Below are 21,926 nucleotides of genomic sequence, written 5' to 3'. Positions count from 1 at the left end.
CTGCTGTTGACACTCGGACAAATTCCAATTTATTCTAAAATTTTATAGCTTTGTAACTAAACAAATCCCATAATGGAAGGTAGAAAGCTTTTATTACTCTTTATTCTTTTCATCTCTTTTTATTCATCACAGGCTCAATACGAGGTGATGGTCAGTACAAATTATCCTCCGTATAACTACCTCGACGAAAACGACAAACTGGTGGGCTTTAATATCGACATTTTAAACGCAATAAACAATGTCTACCACGCTGAAATTAAAGTTACCGGAAGCAAGTGGCAAGAGGCAAACACTTACCTTCAGGAAGGCAAAATTCAGGCAATAGCAGGTGCTCATTATCCGGGAACACCGGATAGCGAATACGATTATACTCGTTCTGTAATTCAAACCTCTCATTGTTTTTTATATAACCGAAAATTTCGAAATAAGATTTCTGTAGATGAAATCAGAACAATTAAAAATCCTTTAATTGTTTTGTGGGAAAACGATGTTTTAACCCACTATGTGGAATCAATAAATCCCAATACCCGGTTTGTTTTTGTCGACAATTACCAGAGCCTTCTCGAAGAACTTGAAAAAAAAGATGTGACCTGTGCCTTTTCTCAGAAAATTGCCAGTATGTATTATGCCGGTATTCTGGATAAACCTTATATAAATCCGGGAAACGAAGATATTCTGGAACGCAGTATGGGCTTCAAAATTTCAAAAAGTGCCCCGCAATTGACTGAAATGCTTAACAACGGTCTGGAGATAATAATGTCAAACGGCGAATACCAAAGGATTTATAGTAAATGGATAAAAGACTATAATACACAGAGTAATAACTGGCAACACTTTACAAAATATTTTATTCTTGCGGGTGTAATTGTTTTATTGGTTATTCTTATCCTGCTGGCTTTTAATAGTATTTTAAAAATCCGTGTAAGGAACAGAACAAAAGACCTTCATCTTCAGCTCAAATTAAATACTCAAATCACAGAAGAACTTGAAAAACAAAAAATAAAAGCCGAAGAAAGTGACAAAATGAAATCAGCTTTTTTAGCTAATATGAGTCACGAGATCAGAACTCCTATGAATGGAATTATGGGATTTACTGAATTATTAAAATCACATAATTACTCGCAAAGTGAGCATAAAAACTTTATTGAAATCATACAGCAAAGTGGCGAAAGAATGCTTACAACAATCAACAATATCATTGAAATTTCAAAAATTGAATCGGGTGTTGAATCGGTTCAGATTTGTGAAACCAACATCGAAAAAATTGTTCATGAACTCTTTCTGTTTTTTGCAAGAGAAGCAAAAGAAAAGGGAGTAGATCTAATCATTGAACAGAAGGAGATAAATACAAATCAACCTTTTTTTTCCGATGCTTATAAAGTAAATTCAATTTTAACAAATCTGATAAAAAATGCGCTGAAATTTACGCATAACGGATATGTAAAAATTGGCTACACCGTTTCAGATACAAACGCAAGTTTCTATATTTCAGACTCTGGTATAGGTATTGAAAACGAAAAACAAGATGCTATTTTCAATTATTTTATCCAGGCTGATTCCTCCATTTCAAGCCGGTTTGAGGGTTCAGGATTAGGTCTGTCGATTTGCAAGGAATACACCAAAATGCTGGATGGAGAAATTCGCGTAGAATCGGAAACAGACAAAGGCTCAACCTTTTATGTCGATATTCCCAATAATTTGGGCTCTGCTGTCCCAACCCCCTGTGAAATACCAAGTCAAACGCAAACAAAACCGAAAATTCCGACTGGCTTAAAAGTTATTGTGGCTGAAGACGACAAAATATCATTCTTTTTCCTGAATTATATCCTCGAAGGCATTTCAGCAAAAATACTTCATGCAACAAATGGAATGAAAGCAATTGAGTTGGTAAAAGAAAATCCAGATACTGACATTGTATTAATGGATTCGAAAATGCCCGTATTAAATGGAATTGATGCAGTAAAAGAAATCAGGAAATTTAACCCCGATGTTTATATTATCGCCCAAACAGCTTATGCAATTGATGATTATAAATCGAAAACACTGGAAGCCGGTTGTAACAATTACATCGAAAAACCGGTTAATAAAGACAAATTGTTGGAGATAATTTCTGAAGGGATTACCAAAACGAATTAAATTCCCGCCTAAAAATCTCAGAATAGCCAATCACAAGATAGCCTGTTGCATTTATTTTCGGTATGATAAACTTTTACTTCGCTTTCTAATGCAGCGGAGGAAGTGCCGGTTTAAAATTTGCAAAAAGACTCAATTGTGTATCCAGCGTTTTTCGGTTTTTTGTTGTTGACTGTGTTACCAAAACCCGTTTCAGACGCGCAGGTTCCCAATCTTTCGTAGAAACGGGAAGTTCGTTGCTGGTAATAAAATATTGCGCACGTTTCATTACAACTCCGATCTTTTTCAAATGCATGAAATTTAAATTCCGGTGCCGCCGGGCCAAAATAATTTTTTGTGCCGAACGCACTCCAATTCCGGGAACCCGCAATATCATTTCATAATCTGCCCGATTAATATCAACCGGAAAAAGATGCATATTCCGCAGTGCGTAACCCAATTTCGGATCGATGTCCAAATCCAGAAAAGGCTGGTCTTCCGTTAAAATCTCTTCCGCTTTAAAATGGTAAAACCGCATCAACCAATCACTCTGGTACAAACGATTTTCCCGTACAAGCGGCGGGCGAGTTAAGGCAGGTAAACGTTTGTCGTAATTATTTACAGGAAGATAACCCGAAAAATAAACCCGCTTCAAATTCTGAGCTTTGTACAATCCTGATGACAATAAAATAATCTGCCTATCCGTTTCAGGAGTTGCCCCGACAATAAGTTGCGTGCTTTGTCCGGCCGGAGCAAATCGTTGCGACTTCCGATATCTCTTGCGCTCCTCTTTACTTTGCAGAATTTCGTTTTTAATCTGGTTCATTGGTAATAAAATGCCATTGTAATTTTTTTCAGGAGCCAGCCGTTGTAAATTCATTTCAGTCGGAATTTCAATATTTACACTTAGGCGATCTGCCCAAATTCCTGCTTCATGAACCAACTCCTGACTGGCTCCCGGAATGGCTTTGAGGTGAATGTATCCGTTGTAGCGTTCTTCGGTTCGGAGTTTTTTGGCAACCAGCACCATGCTCTCCATTGTATAATCTGCATTTTTAATAATTCCCGAACTCAGAAATAAACCTTCAATATAGTTCCTTCGATAAAACCCTATGGTCAATTCCACAATTTCATCTGTTGTAAATGTGGCCCGTGGCCGGTCGTTGGTCCGGCGATTGACACAATATGCGCAATCGTAAATACAAGAATTTGTCATCAATATTTTAAAAAGACTGATACAGCGACCATCTTCAGTAAAACTATGACAAATGCCGGAAGCAACTCCATTTCCAAGTCCGTTGTTCCCGTTCTTTCGGGTGCTTCCGCTCGATGCGCACGAAACATCGTATTTTGCAGCATCAGCAAGTATTTGTAGTTTATGTAATATTTTATCGTTATCCATTTCTTCAGAAAAAAACACCGGTCAACACCGGGGATGATGAACCTCAAAAATTGGGATTTCCAATCCCGTGGAATACAAATCAAGAATTATTAAATGATAATATTATTATCAAAATCAACGATAATAAATTAATCATTTCTTTTAATTAAGAAAACAATTTTTGTAATTTTGAATAAAAAAAATTGCACGTGAATTATTTTGGCAGCAATATAAAACTGTTACGGAAACGGAAAAAAAGAACGCAAAACGAACTGGCAGAATCACTTAATTTAAAACGTACTACAGTAAATGCACTTGAGAATTCGATCAGTCAGCCAACCGTTTCGCATTTACAGGTTTTTTCAAAATATTTCGGCATCGCCATCGATACACTGGTTAATGTCGATTTAAGTCAACTTTCAGAAAGCCAGTTTACCGACTTGCAAAATGGTTTTGATGTTTTTATCCGTGGAACAAATCTTCGGGTAATTGCCACAACGGTTGATTCTGCCAATAACGATAATATTGAGTTTGTAAACGAAAAAGCCAAAGCGGGTTATGTTACCAGTTTTACCGATCCGGAATACATTGGTAAGCTCCCCGTTTTTCAGCTGCCCTTTTTATCAAAAGAAAAAAAGTACCGTGCGTTTACCATTTCCGGAGATTCAATGCTGCCCATTCCCAGCGGTTCTGTTGTAATTGGTGAGTTTGTTCAGAATTTTTACAATATAAAAAATGGCGAAGCTTACATTATTGTAACCCGCGAAGAAGGTATCGTTTTCAAAATCGTTCAGGATTACATTTCAGCCAAAAGAGCTTTGTTACTTGCCTCGTTAAATTCAGCGTTTCAACCCTATGAACTCCCAATTATGGAATTAAAAGAAGCCTGGAAATTTGTATGCTACCTAAATACAGAAATACCGGAACCGGAAACCGATATTCAAAAAATGATGAAAACCATGAACGAATTGAAAACGGAAATTCAAAGTATAAAAAAATAAACTACGATAGTTCCTGTACACTTCCACAAAAAAATCTTCAATCAAATTCAGGGTTCATTTCGTACCTTTGAAGAAACGAAGAACTAAAATGCACGAAGCGCTTTTCTATACAAAACTGGAAAACCAAACCGTCAGATGTGATCTTTGTCCGTGGAACTGTATTTTAAAAGCCGGACAAAACGGATTTTGTAAAGTGCGCAAAAATACCGATGGAAAACTGATTACCCACGTTTATAATAAAGTTGCGGCCTTGGGTGTTGACCCAGTTGAGAAAAAACCACTCTATCATTTTTTCCCGGGGAAAAACATTTTATCGATTGGAGAAGTAGGTTGTAATCTTCGTTGTAATTTTTGCCAAAACCACCGAATTTCTCAATGCCGTGCATCCGATTTTAAAGGATTCCACGAAATAACCCCGGAAGAAATTGTAACGGAAGCGCTAAAAACCTATAATAATATTGGGATTGCCTACACCTACAACGAACCGCTTACTTTTTATGAATTCCTGCTTGACACGGCTAAACTCGCAAAGCAAAACGGCTTAAAAAACGCCGTCGTTTCCAATGGTTATATAAATCCCAAGCCATTAAAAGAACTGCTTTCCTACATCGATGCTTTTAATATCGATTTAAAAGCATTTGCTTCTGAATTCTATTTAAAGCAAACCAAAGGAAAATTGGAGCCTGTTTTGGAAACGCTGAAGTTTATTGCCAACAGCAACGCACACCTTGAAATTACAAACCTGGTTATTCCTGAGTTGAACGATGACGAAATCCAATTCAAAAAAATGGTTCAATGGATTGCGAGCGAATTGAGTTGCGAAGTTCCACTTCATCTCTCTCGTTATTTCCCTCAACACGAGCTCAGCAAATCCCCCACTCCAGTTGAAACGCTGGAGAAACTTTACGACATTGCAAAAAAGTATCTTCGCCACGTTTACCTGGGAAATGTAAGCGACGAGAAACGCTCTTCAACCGTTTGTAGCAATTGCCAGACAACAATCGTAACCAGAAACCGCTACGATACCTTGCTAAAAAGAGTGGACTCAGGTGGACTTTGTAAAAACTGCGGAACCTCAAATAATATCGTTTATTAAAAGAAGACAAAAAAATCTCCAATACATCCCCTCACTTTCGGTCGAAATTCCGTATCTTTTTTTTAAGAAATAAGGTTCAACCATTAAATTGATTTAAAATGACTTATGAAGATTTTGTAAATCAGCCTGAATTTCAGCAAATGCTGGAAGAAGCAAAAGGCCTGAAAGGAAAAATATTTTCCGATGTAATTGACGATGCCGGAAACCAATATGTGGATTTGGTTCAGGAAGGCGGAGGTGTTCTTGGAATTGCGCTTGTTGGCTACACCTACATTCTTGAAACTGCGGGAATTCGTTTCTTTCATTTGGCAGGAACTTCGGCCGGGGCAATAAACACGCTGGTTTTGGCGGGAATTGATAACATTGATAGAGCCAAATCGCAGCAGGTTTTGGATGTACTCGCCAAACAGGATCTATTTGAATTTGTTGATGGCGATCCGGTTTTGAAAGCTATCATGCAAAGGGTTATTAACGGTACACCTTTCAAAAAAGTACTGGGAAAACTATTATGGAATTTCAGAAAGATAAAAAAAGCGCTTTTTGTCAACCTGGGGCTAAATCCGGGAAAAAAGTTTGAAAGCTGGCTGGAAACCGTATTAAAAGAGTCGCCAAATAAGATAACGACGGTCGGAGAGCTTATTGAAAAAAGAGGGAAGGTATATTTTCCTGAAGGTTTAAGACACCGAATTTCGGGACAAGCGCTCACCGACGAATATGCACACATGCATATTATAACAGCCGACATCACCACACAAACCAAAGTTCAGTTTCCGGCAATGGCTCATATTTACTGGGGTGATAACATGTGGAAACAGTCGCCCGCAAAGATGGTACGCGCTTCCATGTCGGTACCTTTCTTTTTTGTTCCTTTTGAAATTGACAATATCCCAAATGCCGGAAAACCTGCAGATGAAGCCTGGGATAAATATGCAAACTACAGCGGAACAATACCTGAAAAAGTAAAATTTGTTGATGGAGGAATGATATCAAACTTTCCAATTAACATCTTTCATTCGCCTTCAGGCAGTACACCCAGAAAACCTACTTTTGGGGTTAAACTAAGTACTTACCGGAATCAGTACGCGGATGTAGATGACCTGGGAGGATTTATCGGTTCGATGATTAGCACAATGCGATTTGATGCAGACAATGAATTTCTCATTCAAAACCCTGATTTTGAAAAACTGATTTGTTACATTGACGCCGACAAAGATTTTAACTGGCTCAATTTTCAAATGAGTGATGAAAGAAAAAAACTGCTTTTCCTTTTGGGAGCCCGAAAAGCAATGCTGTTTCTGAAACAATTTAGTTGGGATGATTACAAAAAATTACGTACTAAATAAGAATTTGAACATTTTTAACCGATCGCAAACATTTTAACTACATTTGCATCAGCAAATAAGCTGATGCTCTTTTATGAATTTTAACGAATTAGGAATACACGAAGATTTGCTTGATGCAATTTCGTATATGGGGTTTAAGGAGGCTACTCCAATTCAGGAACAAGCCATTCCCGAAATACTGGATGGAAATGATTTAATTGCCTGTGCACAGACAGGGACCGGAAAAACTGCAGCATTTTTGTTGCCAATATTTGATTTGGTAGCCGATTTACCTGGTGGAGAAACTACTACTCTTATTATTGTCCCAACCCGCGAGCTTGCCATGCAAATCGACCAGCAGGTGCAGGGAATCGGGTACACCATGGGAATAAATTCTATAGCCATTTACGGAGGCGGCGACGGAGACGATTGGGGGCAGCAAAAGCGCGCTTTAACCCAGGGAGCTGATATCGTAATTGCAACACCCGGTAAACTTATTTCGCATTTAAATTTGGGCTACGTAAAATTTGATACCATAAAATACCTGATTTTAGACGAAGCCGACCGAATGCTTGATATCGGTTTTTACGACGATATAGTTAAAATTATTTCCTATCTGCCTAAAAACCGGCAAACTCTGATGTTCAGTGCAACAATGGCACCAAAAATCAGATCGCTGGCTTCCAAAATCCTAAAAAACCCAAAAGAAATAAATATCGCAATTTCAAAACCTGCCGAGGGAGTTTTGCAGGCCGCCTATTTGTGTTACGACACACAAAAAATCGGGTTAATAAATCATTTAATCTCGGAAAACCCCGAATACAATAGCATTCTCATCTTTTGTTCGACCAAAAAAAAGGTGACGGAACTGGCAATTTCGCTAAGAAAAAACGGTTTTCAGGCGGAAGGAATTTCATCTGACCTGGAGCAGGAAAAACGCGAACAGGTGCTCCAGGGATTTAAGTCAAAACGAACACGTATTTTAGTGGCAACCGATGTTTTAAGCCGTGGTATCGACATAAAAGAAATCAACCTCGTTATCAATTTTGATGTGCCGCAGGACGCAGAAGACTATGTTCACCGGGTGGGTAGAACAGCGCGTGCCGATGCAACCGGAGTTGCGCTTACTTTGGTAAACGAAAAAGATATGTTTTATTTCCACCGGATCGAACAGCTGATTGAACGGCAAGTTTTTAAAATCCCAATGCCTGAACAATTTGGAGAAGGTCCGGAATGGAGAACCCCCTCTCAAAAAAATAAATCAAAAAAATACAAATACAGGAAGAAAAAGAAAGGGAAAACCGGCTCTTATAAAAACCGAAAAAAGTAAAGTCAGTAAGCGGTTGTAAATTGTATAGATTAAAAATAATTCATAACTTATTTTTAATTAAGACAATTTTGCACTAAAACCGGGACAATGAAAACAACAGCAATTCCTTTTTTTGTATTGTTTATCCTCCTTTTATGTCTCAAAGTTCAGTCTCAAAACACCCAAGATACTTCGCTTGTGCGAATAGAGACCAATGATGGCAATTATTTTACAGGAGAAATAGTTGGCCAGGATTCGCTTAAAGTGTATTTAAAAACACAAAACCTGGGTGAAATTTCCATTTTAAAAAAAGATATTAAGTCGCAGGAGAAATTAAAAATACAACAGGTAAAAGAAGGAAAAATATGGTTTGCCAACCCGCAATCATCGAGGTATTTCTGGTCGCCAAACGGATATGGATTACAACAAGGCGAAGGGTATTATCAAAATATTTGGGTATTATGGAACCAGTTTTCATATGGTTTATCCGATAATTTCTCTGTTGGTGCCGGCATTATACCCCTGTTTTTATTTGGAGGGAGCCCCACGCCGGTATTTTTTACACCAAAAATATCAATTCCCATACAGGAGGACCGGTTGAATATCGGAGCAGGAGCACTGTTGGGAACTGTTTTAGGTGAATCGGAATCAGGTTTTGGAATTGTATACGGCATTTCTACTTTTGGAACACGCGACAACAACGTTACATTTGGCTTGGGCTACGGTTTTGCCGGAGGAGAATGGGCGTCTTCACCACTAATCAATATCAATGGAATGTTCCGTTTAAGCAGCCGGGGATATTTTATAACAGAAAATTATTTTATCGAAGCAGGTGGAGATAGTTTCGTAATGGTTTCGCTGGGAGGACGTTGGATAATACAAAAAGCAGCTTTGGATTTTGGATTATTTTTTCCGGTTGCAGATATTGGAGAATTTGTAGTTTTGCCCTGGCTGGGTTTAACCATCCCCTTTGGAAAAACCTACTAGCCGATCCGGTGTTTATATTAAAGATAACTCAATTGAATGAAACAAACGTATCTGCTTCTTTCTACTATCATATTTTTCTTTTTTGCTTGTAAGCAGGAAGAAAAAAAACAAATGGAAATTTTTGGATGGAATATCCTCACAGATCACACTCCTACTGCGTTGCATACACTCGAATCAAGCGCAAATTACAAAGTAAACCAGTTGCAGTTGTCATACGAAATTTGTCACGAGCTGAGAGATATAAAACATCAATGGAACCGAAATATTGTAAATAACTTAACAGAAAAGGCCCACGAAACAGGAATAAATGAAGTATTGGTTTGGGACCACGCTTTATATGATTTAAAATACTACCCGGAAAGATTTACGATAAACGGAAAAATTAATCTTGATAAGCGTGATTTTTGGGAGTGGATCATCGAAGACTACGAAAAAATGCTGAATAAAATTCCGGATATTGATGGCATTGTACTTACCTTAAATAATACAGAAACAAAAGTAGAAAATCAGCATTCAGAAGTGTTAAACACACCGGAAGAAAAGCTGGCAACTTTTGTAGACTCTTTGGCAGCTTTAATTGTAAAAAAAAGAAACCTGAAATTATATCTCCGCTATCCGGTTCATTCAGAAAAAGAAGTGGAAACCCTGCTTTCTTTCCTTGAGCAAATAAAAACACCCGGTATAAAATTTATAGCCAACAGCCTGCCGGGAAATTTTTTAATTAATCAGCAATATTCAGATTGGGTGGAAAAGATTCCAATACCGGTTTTGATCGACTTCGACTGTGTTCATGTAAATGAAGGACAAGGTATTGTAGCCAGCATTTTTACCGACCTTCATCTCAAGCTGTGGAAGTCTTATCAGGCAATGCCCAATGTTGCAGGCTTCTCGCTGCGAACGGATCGAATGGGCAAAAGCTCAATTTTGGACCGCCCTTCAGAAATTAATCTGTTTACCGTTTATGCTGCTCTTCAAAACCCTGAAATTGAAACAGATTCAGTCATTTTAAAGTTTCTGTATAAAAACTACGATTCGCTGGCTGTGCCTTATTTTTATGATGCTTTTAAACTGGCGCCTGAGATTATTATGTCTTCATTTTACACACTTGGAATAAATACAAGCGAGCAATCAGAAATTAATTTTAGTTACCAACCATCATTCAATCACAAAATCACCCTTGGAGAATCTGAAGATACCAGGATAGAAATCGGTCACGGTGTAAACCAAAGCTTCCGTTATTGGAGCGACATTGTTAATCACCTTGCTCCTGCAGAATATAAAAACCCTGAAAACGGCATATTATCTTCGCTGCCGGAAGTTGATGCCGGCAATTGGCTGCAACCGGAAGAACGAATGGACACAACTTATTTAGATTACATTCTGACAGAAAAAAAATATGCGTTAAACCAGGCCTTTGAAGCAATTTCTAAGGTAAATATGGCAAAACCATATTGCAACAACTCAAGAACGTTTAACCGTATTTATCACACTTTTAACCGTACGCTTTTAACTGCAAAACTTCGAAAGGCTTATGCTCAGGTGTATTATGCCAACAGAATTTGGAGCCGAGGAGAAGAATTTCAAAACGAGAAACTGGCATCCCTGATTAAAGATGGGTTAACCGAGATACAAATTACATCTGAAGACATAAAAAAATACCGGAGAAAGGGTCCCACGGGTCAATACAATTGGGCGGAAGATGCAGAAATAGCAATGAATTTGGTTCAAAAAATAAAAAATTCAGATATTTGGCAAGATATTTCAGAAGAATTATGAAAAAATATTTACTCCTTTTTGTCGTTCTCACTGTCTTTACATTTGATGGGTTCACACAGGAAAATCCTTTACAAAAATTCAGTTTTTTAATCGGAAACTGGGAAGGCACAGGTTCAGGATTTAGCGCTTCAAAATCAGTCATTCACTCAGAATTCAAATGGGTTTTAAACAATAATTTTATCGAAGTTAAAAACCATTCCGAATTTGAACCAACATCAAACGGTTCAAATGGTGAGATTCACGATGACCGGGGAATGATTAGCTTTGACAAGGAAAGGAATGTATATGTTTTTCGTCAGTTTCACAACGAAGGATATTATAACCGGTATATTTTAAACGATTCGCTTTCAACAAAAGAATCATTTGTTTTTGAAACTGAATTTATAGAAAATTTCGTACCCGGAGGACGAGCCCGTTTTACCATCAATGTAAAAAACGACTTTGAAATTGAAACGGTTTTTGACGTAGGTTTCCCGGGAAAGGAAATGGCCTGTTTTGGCACAAACCAACTAAAAAGAAAAGAGGACCAATAAAATAGAGCACCTGTCCCCTCCCGGGAACCGGTACTCTTTATAATTACATTGAAAAATATCAAAAGGAATCTCTCCTGTTTCAATTCTTTTTAATGGTCACTTTGATAACCTGAGCCGCCGTTGGCCACCAAAATCCATCATCCACGTTCTCTAAAAGCTGAACAATGCTTGCTTCTTCTGAATCTTCAGGTCCCTTTGCTCCCGGGTATTCATTCACTTCAGTTCCTGCATCGTATAATTCTACCAAATGCGTAATGTCTTTTTCAGATACACCATTAGAGAGTTTAATTCCTTTATCTCCGGTAGAAAAGAATACATCGTTTGACGCACCCAGCATTGTCGCGATACTCAAGGTTTGGCCAACCTCTCCTTCAATGGAAAACATGTATTTTTCTCCCGGAAAAATTGGTCCGTTTTCAGAACTTCCAAATGGCGTTGCCTGAACTCCCGTCTCAAATCCCTCTGCAGTGAGCGATTCGTACAAGGGCCCGGGGTTTCCTGTTTCTGCGAGAATTTCAAGCCCCCGTCCGTAGTCAGGTGCCCCTGCTGTAAATACAGGCATATCTTTTTTATCGTGTAATACCCAAAGAACCGGTGCAATGGGTGAAACATAACCGCTATGCATGTCCAGATAAGAGCTCAACGCTCCGGGATTCCCGGTTTCAGCAACGTCTTCAAGTCCTTGTCCGTAATCCATCTCCCTCTGTGTGAAAATTGGATTCTGATCCGCAAAATGCACGACCCAAACAATAGGTGAAACCGGAGTTTTGCTACTTTCCAGATTTTCAACAGTAACCGTAAACAGACTGTTACCTTCGTAGTCCAGTGTAACCTTTAAGTTTGTCTCTACAGTTCCGTAATCAAAACCATCACCAACCGCTGACATGAGCTGAATCATGCCATCAGTAACATTTGCACCATCATGTGGGTTATCCATCCCCGGCTCCTGATTTTCTTCTGTTCCTGCATCCCAAAGCATTAACATAGATGTGACATCACCAGTTACCGGAGTATCTTCATCGTAAAGGCTTATTCCCATGTCGCCAAATGCAAAAAAACCATCGTTCGACCAGCCATACATGGTAGCAATCGACAATTTATGCTGTGCCCCGGCATAAAAAGAAAATTTGTACGAATCACCCGGAAGCGCAGGCCCCGGAGAATCTTTTCCTTCGGGAATAGCTTGCACACCGGATTCAAAATAATCATAGGGTGTAGAGACGTTCTCAACGGTTACAGTATAAGTACCGGTAGGTTTTGCTCCTTTTAATACAGGGTCTGAGATACCCGCTGTAAAATCATCTTTTTTACACTGTGTAAACACCAGCGCAAACAGTGCTAAACTCATTAATAAACGTAATACTTTCATAATCATATTTTTTGTGTGAATAAACTGATTCAAAGTTCCTTATAAAGTATCACAGAATAGTCACAAAGGTTTCAACTTTTCATAAAGGTTTTATTGTAACGTGTTGATTTTGATTCATAAATCAATCATTTTTCGTCTGGTTTTTGACAATTGAATTTTATCTTTCTACTTTTGCGCCATGAAACGCGTAGTAGTAGGTTTGTCAGGTGGAGTTGATTCAAGCGTTGCAGCTTATATCCTAAAGCAGCAGGGCTATGATGTAGTTGCCCTTTTTATGGTAAACTGGCACGAGCGTGTTGGGGCTATAACCAGTGCATGTACCTGGGAAGAAGATGCTTTAATTGCCAAAATGGTAGCCAAAAAACTGGATATCCCTTTTCATATTGTTGATTTAAGCAAAGATTATAAAAAACGCGTAGTAGACTATATGTTTGCGGAGTATCAGGCAGGAAGAACACCCAATCCGGATGTGCTTTGCAACCGCGAAATAAAATTTGATACTTTTCTGGAAGAGGCACTGAAATTTGATGCTGATTTTGTAGCTACCGGGCATTATTGCCGGAAAAGTGAGCTGAAGGTAAATGGAGAAACCATCCACCAGCTTTTGGCAGGCAAAGATCCGAATAAAGACCAAAGTTACTTTCTGTGCCAACTAAATCAGGAACAACTCTCTAAGGCAATGTTCCCGATTGGACACCTGCTAAAACCTGAAGTCCGGAAAATTGCAAAAGAACAAAATCTGCCGACTGCAGAAAGAAAAGATTCTCAGGGAATTTGTTTTGTTGGGAAAGTAGATTTACCCACATTCCTTCAGCAACAATTACAACCCAAAGCAGGAAATATAATTGAAGTTCCTGCCCGTTTTATGGAAAAGAAAAAACAAGTTGAATTAACGGAAGAAAATTACCGGAAATTTTGTTTTGCCTATCCTTATAAACCGTGGAACGGAAAAGTAATCGGCGAGCACCAGGGAGCCCATTTTTATACCATTGGGCAACGTAAAGGGTTGAACATTGGAGGACACAAAGAACCACTTTTTGTTATCGGAACGGATGTACAACGCAATATTATTTATGTAGGCGAAGGGCAAAATCATCCGGGACTCTTTCGCCCCGGATTGTTTGTTGCTGCAAAAGATATACATTGGATTCGCCACGATTTAAAAATGAATGTTGGGGAAAAAAGGAAATTTGACATCCGTATTCGCTACCGGCAACCTCTGGAAAAAGGGTCGATACACATAAAAGAAGAAGGTGCTTATTTTCTTTTTGAAAAAGAACAACGGGGAATTACCTCGGGGCAGTTTGCAGCCTGGTATTTGGGAGAAGAGTTAATCGGGTCAGGAGTAATCACATAAATTTACAGAAAACTTCCCACTTCCGGCTTCCGACTTCCAACTTTATATTAAATTAGCAAAAATTAATTTGACATGATTAAATCTATGACCGGCTTTGGAAAAGCCGAATTCGAGGTAAACAACAAAAAAATTACAATCGAAATAAAGTCGCTGAACAGCAAACAAATAGATATAAATACCCGGACACCGGCACTTTATCGTGAGAAAGACATCATTATCCGCAAAATGATCTCAGAAAAGCTGGTCCGCGGAAAAGTTGATTTTAATATCTATGTGGAAAATTTAGGTGAAGAGTCCAATTCAAAAATAAACGAACCGATTTTAAAAGGATACTTTAATCATCTAAAACAAATCAGTACAGAGTTAGGTGTTGAGACCGATTTCCATGCTCTTCACACCGCCCTGCGTTTACCTGATGTGGTAAAAACCGAATATGAAACGCTGGATGAACAGGAATGGGAAACCATCCGGAAGAATATTTACAAAGCACTGGAAGATATTGACAGTTTCAGAATTCAGGAAGGAGCGGCATTGTTAAGCGATATTTCGGGGAATATCTCCAGCATTCAGAGTCTTTTAGCTCAGGTTGAACCATTTGAACAGCAAAGAATGGAAACGATAAAAAACCGGTTGACAGACAGTCTTGAAAGCTTAAAACTGAACGGAAACGTGGACGAAAACCGGTTTGAACAGGAACTGATTTTTTATCTTGAAAAACTGGATATCAACGAAGAAAAAGTAAGGCTGGCCAACCATTGCAGTTATTTCAAGGAAACATTGGAAGAAGAGTTAAGTACGGGTAAAAAACTGGGATTTATTTCTCAGGAAATTGGCCGGGAAATTAATACGATTGGGTCAAAAGCCAATGAAAAAAATATCCAGCGGATTGTTGTTCAAATGAAAGACCACCTGGAACGTGTTAAAGAACAACTTTTAAATATTTTATAGTAAAATATGAGTATTGACGCTAATGAAAAAGGTAAACTAATTATTTTTTCAGCACCTTCCGGGGCGGGAAAAACAACCATTGTAAAACATCTTCTGACAAAAAAACTCAATCTTGAATTTTCGATTTCGGCAACCAGCCGTGAAAAAAGGCACACAGAAACACATGCAAAAGACTACTATTTTCTTTCAGAAATCGAATTTCTGGAAAAAATAAAAAATGATGAATTTCTGGAATGGGAAGAAGTATATAAAGGAACGAGTTACGGCACATTGAAAAGCGAGGTGGAACGAATTCGAAATCAGGGTAAAAATGTAATTTTTGATGTTGATGTAATTGGCGGACTCAATATAAAGCGATTTTACGGCGATGAAGCACTTGCAATTTTTGTAAAACCACCTTCAGTTGAAGAACTAAAAAATCGCCTTACAAACCGATCTACAGAAACAGAAGAAAGAATTAAAACCAGGATTGCCAAAGCAAAATACGAACTAGGTTTTGCCGACCAATTTGATGTCATTATTGTAAACGAAAATCTAGAGGAAGCTTTTGTGGAAGCAGAAAAAATTGTAAATATTTTTTTAGAGAGCTGATTTACCAAATCTGAATTATCCACTGAAATGGGAAACATTGTAACCGATATCCTCGCTCCAAAAACCAATCTGAAATTAAAAATTGGTTTGTATTTTGGCACTTACAATCCAATTCATATCGGTCATCTCGCTATTGCAAATTACATGGTCGAATTTACCGAAATCGACCAGTTGTGGTTTGTGGTTTCACCGCACAATCCACACAAAAAAAAGACAAACTTGCTGGACGATTATCAAAGGCTTGAAATGGTTCACCGCGCAGTTGACGAAGATGATCGCTTTCGTGTTTCTAATATAGAATTTACCTTGACCAAACCAAGCTACACGGTTGATACACTTGCTTATTTAAACGATAAGCACCCGGAATATGATTTTAAAATTTTGATGGGTTCTGATAATCTGGAAAATTTTCACAAGTGGAAAAATTATGAAACGATAATTGAAAATCACGGCGTTATTGTATACCCGCGCCCCGGTTTTGATAAAACAAAATATAATCCCCACCCCAATATCCAATTAACAAACGCTCCTCTGATGGATATTTCTTCAACTTTTATCCGAAGTGCTGTTCGCGATGGTAAAAATGTGCGACACTATCTTCCGCATAAAACGTGGGAATATCTGGAGGAAATGAATTTTTACAAATAATTCCGACACAAGCTAAAACTACCTCGTGCTCGTCATATCCTCATCAACACAAATGGTGTAATCCGCTTTTCCGGTATTTTTTTCTGTAAGTTTGGTATTGTCAGCCTGAGACACCGAATGGATGGTTACGATATTCAGATTAGGATTGACCTGTTTCAGATACCAGTAAATGCTTTCAAAATTTTCTGAATGGTATGCACCGTGGTAATGGATCAATTGTTTCCCCGGTTTCCAGAATTGTAAAATTGAATGTGCCATTGTTGCATCTTTTATGGCTTGCGCTTTAGGGAAATTAGGAGTAACATGGGCTCCCATTCCTTCCATCTCCATCATACTTTTGTAACAATTTAATTCCGGATCATATTTTATGGGAAGCGGTGGTAAAAATGCCTTTGCCTCATCTGTGAGTTCTTCAAAACCTTCAAAGCCTTTTGAGTTTACCAGAGATGCATAGCGGCGCGGAACATTGGAAGCAACAAATTGCAATTTATTTTTCCGCGCAAACTCAACCAATGGTTTATAATCGGTTTTATAATTGGGCCACAGCTTTGCTTCGTCTTCAAATCTGCTTGTTGAGATCAAACTATCCACATATTCACTCAAAATTATCTGGTTATCTGTTTCAAACATTTCAGCTGCCAGAATTAAATTGTTTTCTTTCAAGGCATATAAATCTTTTGTTACTTCCAGCTCCAGCCAATGCGAAATCGGGCTGTTATGCAGCTCTCCAAATAAAACAACATCAGCATCTTCCAACTCCTTTAACATCTTTGAATATTTCACCGTTTTACCTTCCTTTGTATAAAGCAGGTAAGCCGGTTTATCCGATTTAAAAGCTGAAAAAAGAAACAGCAAAACAAAAAGCAGAATTTGAAATCGATTCATAATTATTATTTTAAGTCAGATTGTACAACAAAGAAAATCAAAATCAGTTTAAAAAAGGTGAAAGCTGTAAATGAAAATATGCTCAACAAAAATTTATTTTTTCTGGTCTTTATCCTGACAAGCAGCTTCGATTCGCCTGCACAGAACAATATGGAAACTGTTGTTTTTGAATTGGATGGATATGAACGTAGTTACAAATTTTATGTTCCTGAGGATTATTCAAAAAGTAAAACATACCCGTTGGTATTTGTGTTGCACGGGGGTGCCGGCACTGCAAACCGAATGCTTAGACTAACCCGGGCTCGATTTAATCAACTGGCAGCCCGCGATGGTTTTATTGCAGTTTATCCGCAGGGATACGAAAAAAGCTGGAACGACGGAGCCCGGGATACTTTTGGAGTTGCACGGAATTTAAACATTGACGATATTGCTTATTTTAAAAAAGTAATCACGGATTTGGATTCAAAGGTGAATGTTGACCACAGGAATATATTTGTCTGTGGCATTTCCAACGGAGGTTTTATGGCCCAGCGTCTTGCTTTCGAGTGCTCAAAAAAAATAAAAGCAATTGGCGTTGTTGCTGCAAATTTAAGTGTCGTTCAATCGCAAAAAAAGTATCCTGAAAATCCGGTACCGGCAATATTTATAAATGGAACGGAAGATCCGTTGGTTCCATACAACGGTGGCGCTGTTACAGTTTTCAGGCAAAAAAGAGGCGAAATACAAAGTGTGGAGAAAACAATCGAAATTTGGCGGGATATAAACGGTTGTACGCAAACAACTCAAAAAAATGAGTTTCCCGACATCGATAAAAATGATGCGTGTACAGCAGAAAAAACAGTTTATCAAAACCAGGAAAATCCGGCACAAAAAGTTATTGCTATAAAAGTAACAGGTGGGGGGCACACGTGGCCGGGCACCCAACAATATCTTCCCAAAAGAATAGTTGGAAATACCAATCAGGATTTTAATGCTTGCGATGAAATATGGAGCTTTTTTAAATCATTAATAAATTAATTTATGGTTGAATCAGGAGGATTTTACGGCGCTTTTGTCGATCCGGTTTTGGTGAAAATGAGAAAAAAAGTAGCAGCTCATATCGAACCACAACAAAAAATTATTGATGTAGCTTGCGGAACAGGTGCCCAGGTTTTCGAACTGGCTAAAAATGCTGAATTTGTTATGGGAGTAGATCTTTCTTCGTCAATGATAAAAAAAGCTGCTCAAACGAAAATTAAACAAGGATTTGAAAATACTGGTTTTAAAGTTTGCGACGCTACACAATTGGTCCATTTTAAAGAAAAAGAATTTGATGTGGCAACGATGTCGCTGGCTTTACATCAGTTTTCTCCTTTGCTGTATTCATCTATTTTGGGTGAGATGAAACGAATTTCCGCAAAAATTGTAATTGTAGATTATTCGGTTCCGCTACCTAAAAATATTGCGGGTTACGGAAGCCGATGGGCAGAATTTATTGCAGGAAGGGAGCACCACAGGAATTTCAGAAAGTTCTGCAAAAATGGTGGTTTGGAAAACGTTTTGAAAGAAAACGGGTTGGCCATAAAAAAATCAGTTTACTTTGCCCGTGATACTTTTCAATTGGTTGTTGCTTTAGCAAACGGAAAAGAGAAAGATGGAAAAACTGGATAACATTCTTGTAATCGCCGGAAGTGGACAAAACGTAGGGAAAACCACCCTGGCTTGCCAGATACTTCAAAATGAGAAAGAAAAAAGTCCGGTGGCTATAAAAATCACTCCCCACTTTCATAAAATAACAAAAGGATTGACTGAAATTCAAAAAGGCGAAAACTGGGCCCTTTTTGAAGAAGAAGATAAAACATCAGGGAAAGATTCTTCGCGTTATCTGCAAAACGGGGCTGTAAAAAGTTATCTTATTCTGGCAAAAGACGACGGATTACAAAACGCTTTTTCAGCAATAAAAAAAATTCTTCCAAACAAAATTCCTGTGCTTGTCGAATCGGCTTCGCTTGTAAAAATAATCAAACCAGGGCTGTTTCTTGTTGTCCTCCCTGACGAAGAATTTAGCCAAAAAGCTATGGAAAGAATGCTATTAAAAGCGGATTTAGTTGTAATATCCGATGGAAAAAAGTTTTATCCTTCACCTCAGAAATTAATCTTTAAAAATACGTGGCAGATAAAATAAAAAGTGCTTCTCTTTATTTATCTGCCTTAAAATATTGTAATTTCGAAATTGTTTTTTCTGAATGTTCAACAAGCAAACGGATAAGAAATTTCGGGAATAAATTCGATTAACTATTTGGAAAATGAAAAAACTATCAATTGTTGCAATGGGGCTGCTCGTTCTGATTTTAGCGTCATGCAACGAAACAAAAAAGAAAAAAGAATCAATGGGAAAGACAGAAAATCCATTTATGAAAGTCAGCACGTTGCCGTTTCAGGCGCCTGATTTTACAAAAATTAAAAACAGTCATTTTGCACCTGCCCTGGAAGAGGGGATTAAACAACAACTGGCAGAAATAGAACAGATTGCCGACAACCCGGAGGAGCCAACTTTTGAAAACACCCTGGTTGCGCTGGAAAAAAGTGGTAAACTTTTGACACGTACATTGAATGTTTTTGAAATGCTTTCCGGAGCCAACACCAATGATACGCTACAGGATTTGCAGGAAGAAATTGCGCCAAAACTAGCAGGATTACAGGATGCCATTACCTTAAATGACAATCTGTTCAATCGCATCAAAACAATTTATCAGAAAAAAAATGAACTGGATCTTGATAACGAATCAACGCGTCTCTTACAATATTATTACGATGAATTTACACGGGCCGGGGCTAACCTTCCGGCAGAAGCCAAGGAAAAATTAAAAAAACTAAACGAAGAAGATGCCCTTCTGAGTGCAAAGTTTACCAATCAGCTTCTTACCGGAACCAAAGCGGGGGCTTTGGTTGTTGATAGCGATGCCGAATTAAAAGGTCTTTCGGAAAGTCAGATAAAACAAGCTGCAAAAAATGCTGCTAATGCAGGAAAAGAAGGAAAATACCTGATTTCACTCCAAAATACAACACAGCAACCTTTATTACAGTCGCTGACGGATCGGGATACCAGACAAAAATTATTTGAAGCTTCGTGGACCCGAACCGAAAAAGGAGATGAAAATGACACACGAGATGTTATTCAACGTCTTGCAGAGATAAGGGCAAAAAAAGCGGACTTACTTGGATTCTCAAACTTCGCAGCATGGACACTTCAGGATCAGATGGCCAAGACTCCGCAATCAGTTGAGTCATTCCTCGGGAAACTTATTCCTCCGGCTACTGCCAATGCCAGAAAAGAAGCAACAGACCTCCAGGTACTTATAGACAGAGACAAAGGCGGTTTTAAACTGCAGCCATACGACTGGAATATGTATGCAGAACAACTTCGTAAAGAGCGTTATGATTTGGATGAAGATCAGATAAAACCTTATTTCGAACTGTTTAATGTTCTGGAAAACGGCGTTTTTTATGCTGCCAGCCGTTTATACGGCTTGAGTTTTGAGCGCAGAACAGATATTCCTGTCTATAATCCTGACATGAGAGTTTACGAAGTTAAAGATGCAGACGACAGTGAGCTTGCACTATTTTACTGCGACTATTTCCAAAGAGACAATAAATCAGGAGGAGCCTGGATGAGTAATGTTGTTGGACAATCAAAACTACTCGGAACCAAACCGGTGGTATATAACGTATGCAATTATACAAAACCGGCAGAAGGAGAGCCGGCTCTTATTAGTTATGATGATGTAACCACTATGTTTCATGAATTTGGACATGCACTTCACGGTATATTTGCTGATCAAACGTATCCAAGTCTTTCGGGAACAAATGTTGCCCGCGACTTTGTAGAATTACCGTCACAATTTAACGAACACTGGGCCCTTTATCCTGATGTGTTTCAAAACTATGCAAAACACTATAAAACCGGAGCGCCCATGCCGGAGGAGCTGGTCAGCAAAATTAAAAAGTCGGTAACTTTTAATCAGGGATACGCTTTAACTGAAATATTAGCAGCCTCTGAACTGGATATGGAATGGCACACCATAAAAGCCGGTACAGATATTGATTCGGCTGACAAATTTGACTCTGAAGCTCTGGCAAAAAACAAACTGGATATTCCACAAGTGCCGCCACGCTATCGTTCTTCATATTTCTTACACATTTGGAGTAACGGTTATTCTGCCGGATATTATGCCTATCTCTGGGCTGAAATGCTTGATCAGGATGCTTTTGCCTGGTTTGAAGAGAATGGCGGACTTAGCTTTAAAAACGGGCAACGTTTCAGAAAACTGATTTTATCAAGAGGAAATACTGAAGATTATAATGAAATGTATTATAATTTTGCGGGGCGGGAACCCAATATCAACCCGATGTTGAAAAACCGTGGCATAGCTGTTCGGTAAAATATCAGCGTAAAACATATAAAAAACCGGATTCACAAAAAAGTAAATCCGGTTTTTTGTTTCATATTGAAAAATATTTTAACACAATTAGCCTGCGAACGTCCCCATTTTTACATTTTTTAAACCCTCATAACAAGCGTAAGATTTAATTAACAAAAGTTCGCTTCTATTAAAAAGCATTAACACAATG

Annotated in this window: 19 protein-coding genes; 16 read left to right on the top strand and 3 right to left on the bottom strand. The window is 38.4% G+C overall.

What is annotated here, in order from left to right; all coding sequences use genetic code 11:
• Window positions 1–72 precede the first annotated feature (72 nt).
• A complete protein-coding gene (locus tag GM418_RS17465; protein WP_158868538.1) occupies window positions 73–2,136 on the top strand; it encodes a hybrid sensor histidine kinase/response regulator in 2,064 nt (687 codons plus the stop codon).
• A gap of 85 nt (window positions 2,137–2,221) precedes the next feature.
• On the opposite strand, the gene GM418_RS17460 is transcribed toward GM418_RS17465, so the two are convergent.
• Complete coding sequence (locus GM418_RS17460) at window positions 2,222–3,514, bottom strand: putative DNA modification/repair radical SAM protein (protein WP_158868537.1); 1,293 nt, start codon at window positions 3,512–3,514, stop codon at window positions 2,222–2,224.
• Window positions 3,515–3,702: 188 nt separating this feature from the next.
• Between GM418_RS17460 and GM418_RS17455 the strand changes: the two genes are divergently transcribed.
• The 7 genes from GM418_RS17455 (at window position 3,703) to GM418_RS17425 (ending at window position 11,517) form a co-directional block, all read left to right on the top strand.
• On the top strand, window positions 3,703–4,494 hold the full coding sequence (locus GM418_RS17455; RefSeq protein ID WP_158868536.1) for an XRE family transcriptional regulator: 792 nt from the start codon (window positions 3,703–3,705) through the stop codon (window positions 4,492–4,494).
• Between the two features lie 67 nt (window positions 4,495–4,561).
• Window positions 4,562–5,590 (top strand): AmmeMemoRadiSam system radical SAM enzyme, encoded by a 1,029-nt coding sequence (gene amrS, locus GM418_RS17450; RefSeq protein ID WP_217447507.1) that lies wholly within the window; start codon window positions 4,562–4,564, stop codon window positions 5,588–5,590.
• Between the two features lie 98 nt (window positions 5,591–5,688).
• Window positions 5,689–6,933, top strand: coding sequence for a patatin-like phospholipase family protein (locus GM418_RS17445; protein WP_158868535.1), 1,245 nt, complete (start codon window positions 5,689–5,691; stop codon window positions 6,931–6,933).
• 73 nt (window positions 6,934–7,006) lie between these two features.
• Window positions 7,007–8,242, top strand: coding sequence for a DEAD/DEAH box helicase (locus GM418_RS17440; RefSeq protein ID WP_158868534.1), 1,236 nt, complete (start codon window positions 7,007–7,009; stop codon window positions 8,240–8,242).
• Between the two features lie 87 nt (window positions 8,243–8,329).
• Window positions 8,330–9,208 carry a hypothetical protein gene (locus tag GM418_RS17435; RefSeq protein WP_158868533.1) on the top strand — a complete coding sequence of 293 codons (879 nt, stop codon included), beginning with the start codon at window positions 8,330–8,332 and terminating at the stop codon, window positions 9,206–9,208.
• A gap of 36 nt (window positions 9,209–9,244) precedes the next feature.
• Complete coding sequence (locus GM418_RS17430) at window positions 9,245–10,984, top strand: hypothetical protein (RefSeq protein ID WP_158868532.1); 1,740 nt, start codon at window positions 9,245–9,247, stop codon at window positions 10,982–10,984.
• The gene (locus GM418_RS17425; RefSeq protein ID WP_158868531.1) at window positions 10,981–11,517 is read left to right on the top strand and encodes a hypothetical protein; all 537 of its coding nucleotides are present in this window, start codon (window positions 10,981–10,983) and stop codon (window positions 11,515–11,517) included. The genes GM418_RS17430 and GM418_RS17425 overlap by 4 nt, the downstream gene beginning before the upstream one ends.
• A gap of 79 nt (window positions 11,518–11,596) precedes the next feature.
• Here GM418_RS17425 and GM418_RS17420 read toward each other — a convergent pair whose 3' ends face one another.
• Window positions 11,597–12,886, bottom strand: coding sequence for a spondin domain-containing protein (locus GM418_RS17420; protein WP_158868530.1), 1,290 nt, complete (start codon window positions 12,884–12,886; stop codon window positions 11,597–11,599).
• 178 nt (window positions 12,887–13,064) lie between these two features.
• Here GM418_RS17420 and mnmA point away from each other — a divergent pair, with 178 nt between their 5' ends.
• From mnmA to nadD, 4 genes are all read left to right on the top strand, one after another.
• Entirely contained in the window at window positions 13,065–14,243 is a 1,179-nt protein-coding gene (gene mnmA / locus GM418_RS17415) for a tRNA 2-thiouridine(34) synthase MnmA (protein WP_158868529.1), read from the top strand.
• Between the two features lie 72 nt (window positions 14,244–14,315).
• The gene (locus tag GM418_RS17410) at window positions 14,316–15,191 is read left to right on the top strand and encodes a YicC/YloC family endoribonuclease (protein WP_158868528.1); all 876 of its coding nucleotides are present in this window, start codon (window positions 14,316–14,318) and stop codon (window positions 15,189–15,191) included.
• Between the two features lie 6 nt (window positions 15,192–15,197).
• Window positions 15,198–15,782 carry a guanylate kinase gene (gene gmk / locus GM418_RS17405; RefSeq protein ID WP_158868527.1) on the top strand — a complete coding sequence of 195 codons (585 nt, stop codon included), beginning with the start codon at window positions 15,198–15,200 and terminating at the stop codon, window positions 15,780–15,782.
• 27 nt (window positions 15,783–15,809) lie between these two features.
• Window positions 15,810–16,430, top strand: coding sequence for a nicotinate (nicotinamide) nucleotide adenylyltransferase (nadD, locus tag GM418_RS17400; protein ID WP_158868526.1), 621 nt, complete (start codon window positions 15,810–15,812; stop codon window positions 16,428–16,430).
• A gap of 18 nt (window positions 16,431–16,448) precedes the next feature.
• Here the strand turns inward: nadD and GM418_RS17395 are convergent, their stop codons facing one another.
• Window positions 16,449–17,315 carry a ChaN family lipoprotein gene (locus GM418_RS17395; protein ID WP_158868525.1) on the bottom strand — a complete coding sequence of 289 codons (867 nt, stop codon included), beginning with the start codon at window positions 17,313–17,315 and terminating at the stop codon, window positions 16,449–16,451.
• A gap of 57 nt (window positions 17,316–17,372) precedes the next feature.
• On the opposite strand from GM418_RS17395, the gene GM418_RS17390 reads away from it, so the two are divergent.
• The 4 genes from GM418_RS17390 to dcp all read left to right on the top strand — a co-directional run bounded on the left by GM418_RS17390 (window position 17,373) and on the right by dcp (window position 21,736).
• The gene (locus GM418_RS17390) at window positions 17,373–18,332 is read left to right on the top strand and encodes a CE1 family esterase (RefSeq protein WP_158868524.1); all 960 of its coding nucleotides are present in this window, start codon (window positions 17,373–17,375) and stop codon (window positions 18,330–18,332) included.
• A 3-nt stretch (window positions 18,333–18,335) separates the two neighbouring features.
• Complete coding sequence (locus tag GM418_RS17385) at window positions 18,336–18,965, top strand: class I SAM-dependent methyltransferase (protein ID WP_158868523.1); 630 nt, start codon at window positions 18,336–18,338, stop codon at window positions 18,963–18,965.
• On the top strand, window positions 18,949–19,479 hold the full coding sequence (locus GM418_RS17380) for a hypothetical protein (protein WP_158868522.1): 531 nt from the start codon (window positions 18,949–18,951) through the stop codon (window positions 19,477–19,479). Before GM418_RS17385 ends, GM418_RS17380 begins: the two co-directional genes overlap by 17 nt.
• A 121-nt stretch (window positions 19,480–19,600) precedes the next feature.
• Window positions 19,601–21,736 (top strand): peptidyl-dipeptidase Dcp, encoded by a 2,136-nt coding sequence (gene dcp, locus GM418_RS17375; RefSeq protein ID WP_158868521.1) that lies wholly within the window; start codon window positions 19,601–19,603, stop codon window positions 21,734–21,736.
• Window positions 21,737–21,926 lie beyond the last annotated feature (190 nt).

It is taken from the genome of Maribellus comscasis (assembly GCF_009762775.1).
Classification (GTDB): Bacteria; Bacteroidota; Bacteroidia; order Bacteroidales; family Prolixibacteraceae; genus Draconibacterium; species Draconibacterium comscasis.
Note: the sequence above shows the minus strand (reverse complement) of the source record. Positions and strands in the feature narration are given on the sequence as shown.

Bases quoted from the DNA above. Each gene is read 5' to 3' on its own strand.
- GM418_RS17465 (WP_158868538.1), top strand. From the start codon at position 73: ATGGAAGGTAGAAAGCTTTTATTACTCTTTATTCTTTTCATCTCTTTT.
- GM418_RS17460 (WP_158868537.1), bottom strand. From the start codon at position 3,514: ATGGATAACGATAAAATATTACATAAACTACAAATACTTGCTGATGCT.
- GM418_RS17445 (WP_158868535.1), top strand. From the start codon at position 5,689: ATGACTTATGAAGATTTTGTAAATCAGCCTGAATTTCAGCAAATGCTG.
- GM418_RS17440 (WP_158868534.1), top strand. From the start codon at position 7,007: ATGAATTTTAACGAATTAGGAATACACGAAGATTTGCTTGATGCAATT.
- GM418_RS17435 (WP_158868533.1), top strand. From the start codon at position 8,330: ATGAAAACAACAGCAATTCCTTTTTTTGTATTGTTTATCCTCCTTTTA.
- GM418_RS17430 (WP_158868532.1), top strand. From the start codon at position 9,245: ATGAAACAAACGTATCTGCTTCTTTCTACTATCATATTTTTCTTTTTT.
- GM418_RS17425 (WP_158868531.1), top strand. From the start codon at position 10,981: ATGAAAAAATATTTACTCCTTTTTGTCGTTCTCACTGTCTTTACATTT.
- GM418_RS17420 (WP_158868530.1), bottom strand. From the start codon at position 12,886: ATGAAAGTATTACGTTTATTAATGAGTTTAGCACTGTTTGCGCTGGTG.
- mnmA (WP_158868529.1), top strand. From the start codon at position 13,065: ATGAAACGCGTAGTAGTAGGTTTGTCAGGTGGAGTTGATTCAAGCGTT.
- GM418_RS17410 (WP_158868528.1), top strand. From the start codon at position 14,316: ATGATTAAATCTATGACCGGCTTTGGAAAAGCCGAATTCGAGGTAAAC.
- gmk (WP_158868527.1), top strand. From the start codon at position 15,198: ATGAGTATTGACGCTAATGAAAAAGGTAAACTAATTATTTTTTCAGCA.
- nadD (WP_158868526.1), top strand. From the start codon at position 15,810: ATGGGAAACATTGTAACCGATATCCTCGCTCCAAAAACCAATCTGAAA.
- GM418_RS17395 (WP_158868525.1), bottom strand. From the start codon at position 17,315: ATGAATCGATTTCAAATTCTGCTTTTTGTTTTGCTGTTTCTTTTTTCA.
- GM418_RS17385 (WP_158868523.1), top strand. From the start codon at position 18,336: ATGGTTGAATCAGGAGGATTTTACGGCGCTTTTGTCGATCCGGTTTTG.
- GM418_RS17380 (WP_158868522.1), top strand. From the start codon at position 18,949: ATGGAAAAACTGGATAACATTCTTGTAATCGCCGGAAGTGGACAAAAC.
- dcp (WP_158868521.1), top strand. From the start codon at position 19,601: ATGAAAAAACTATCAATTGTTGCAATGGGGCTGCTCGTTCTGATTTTA.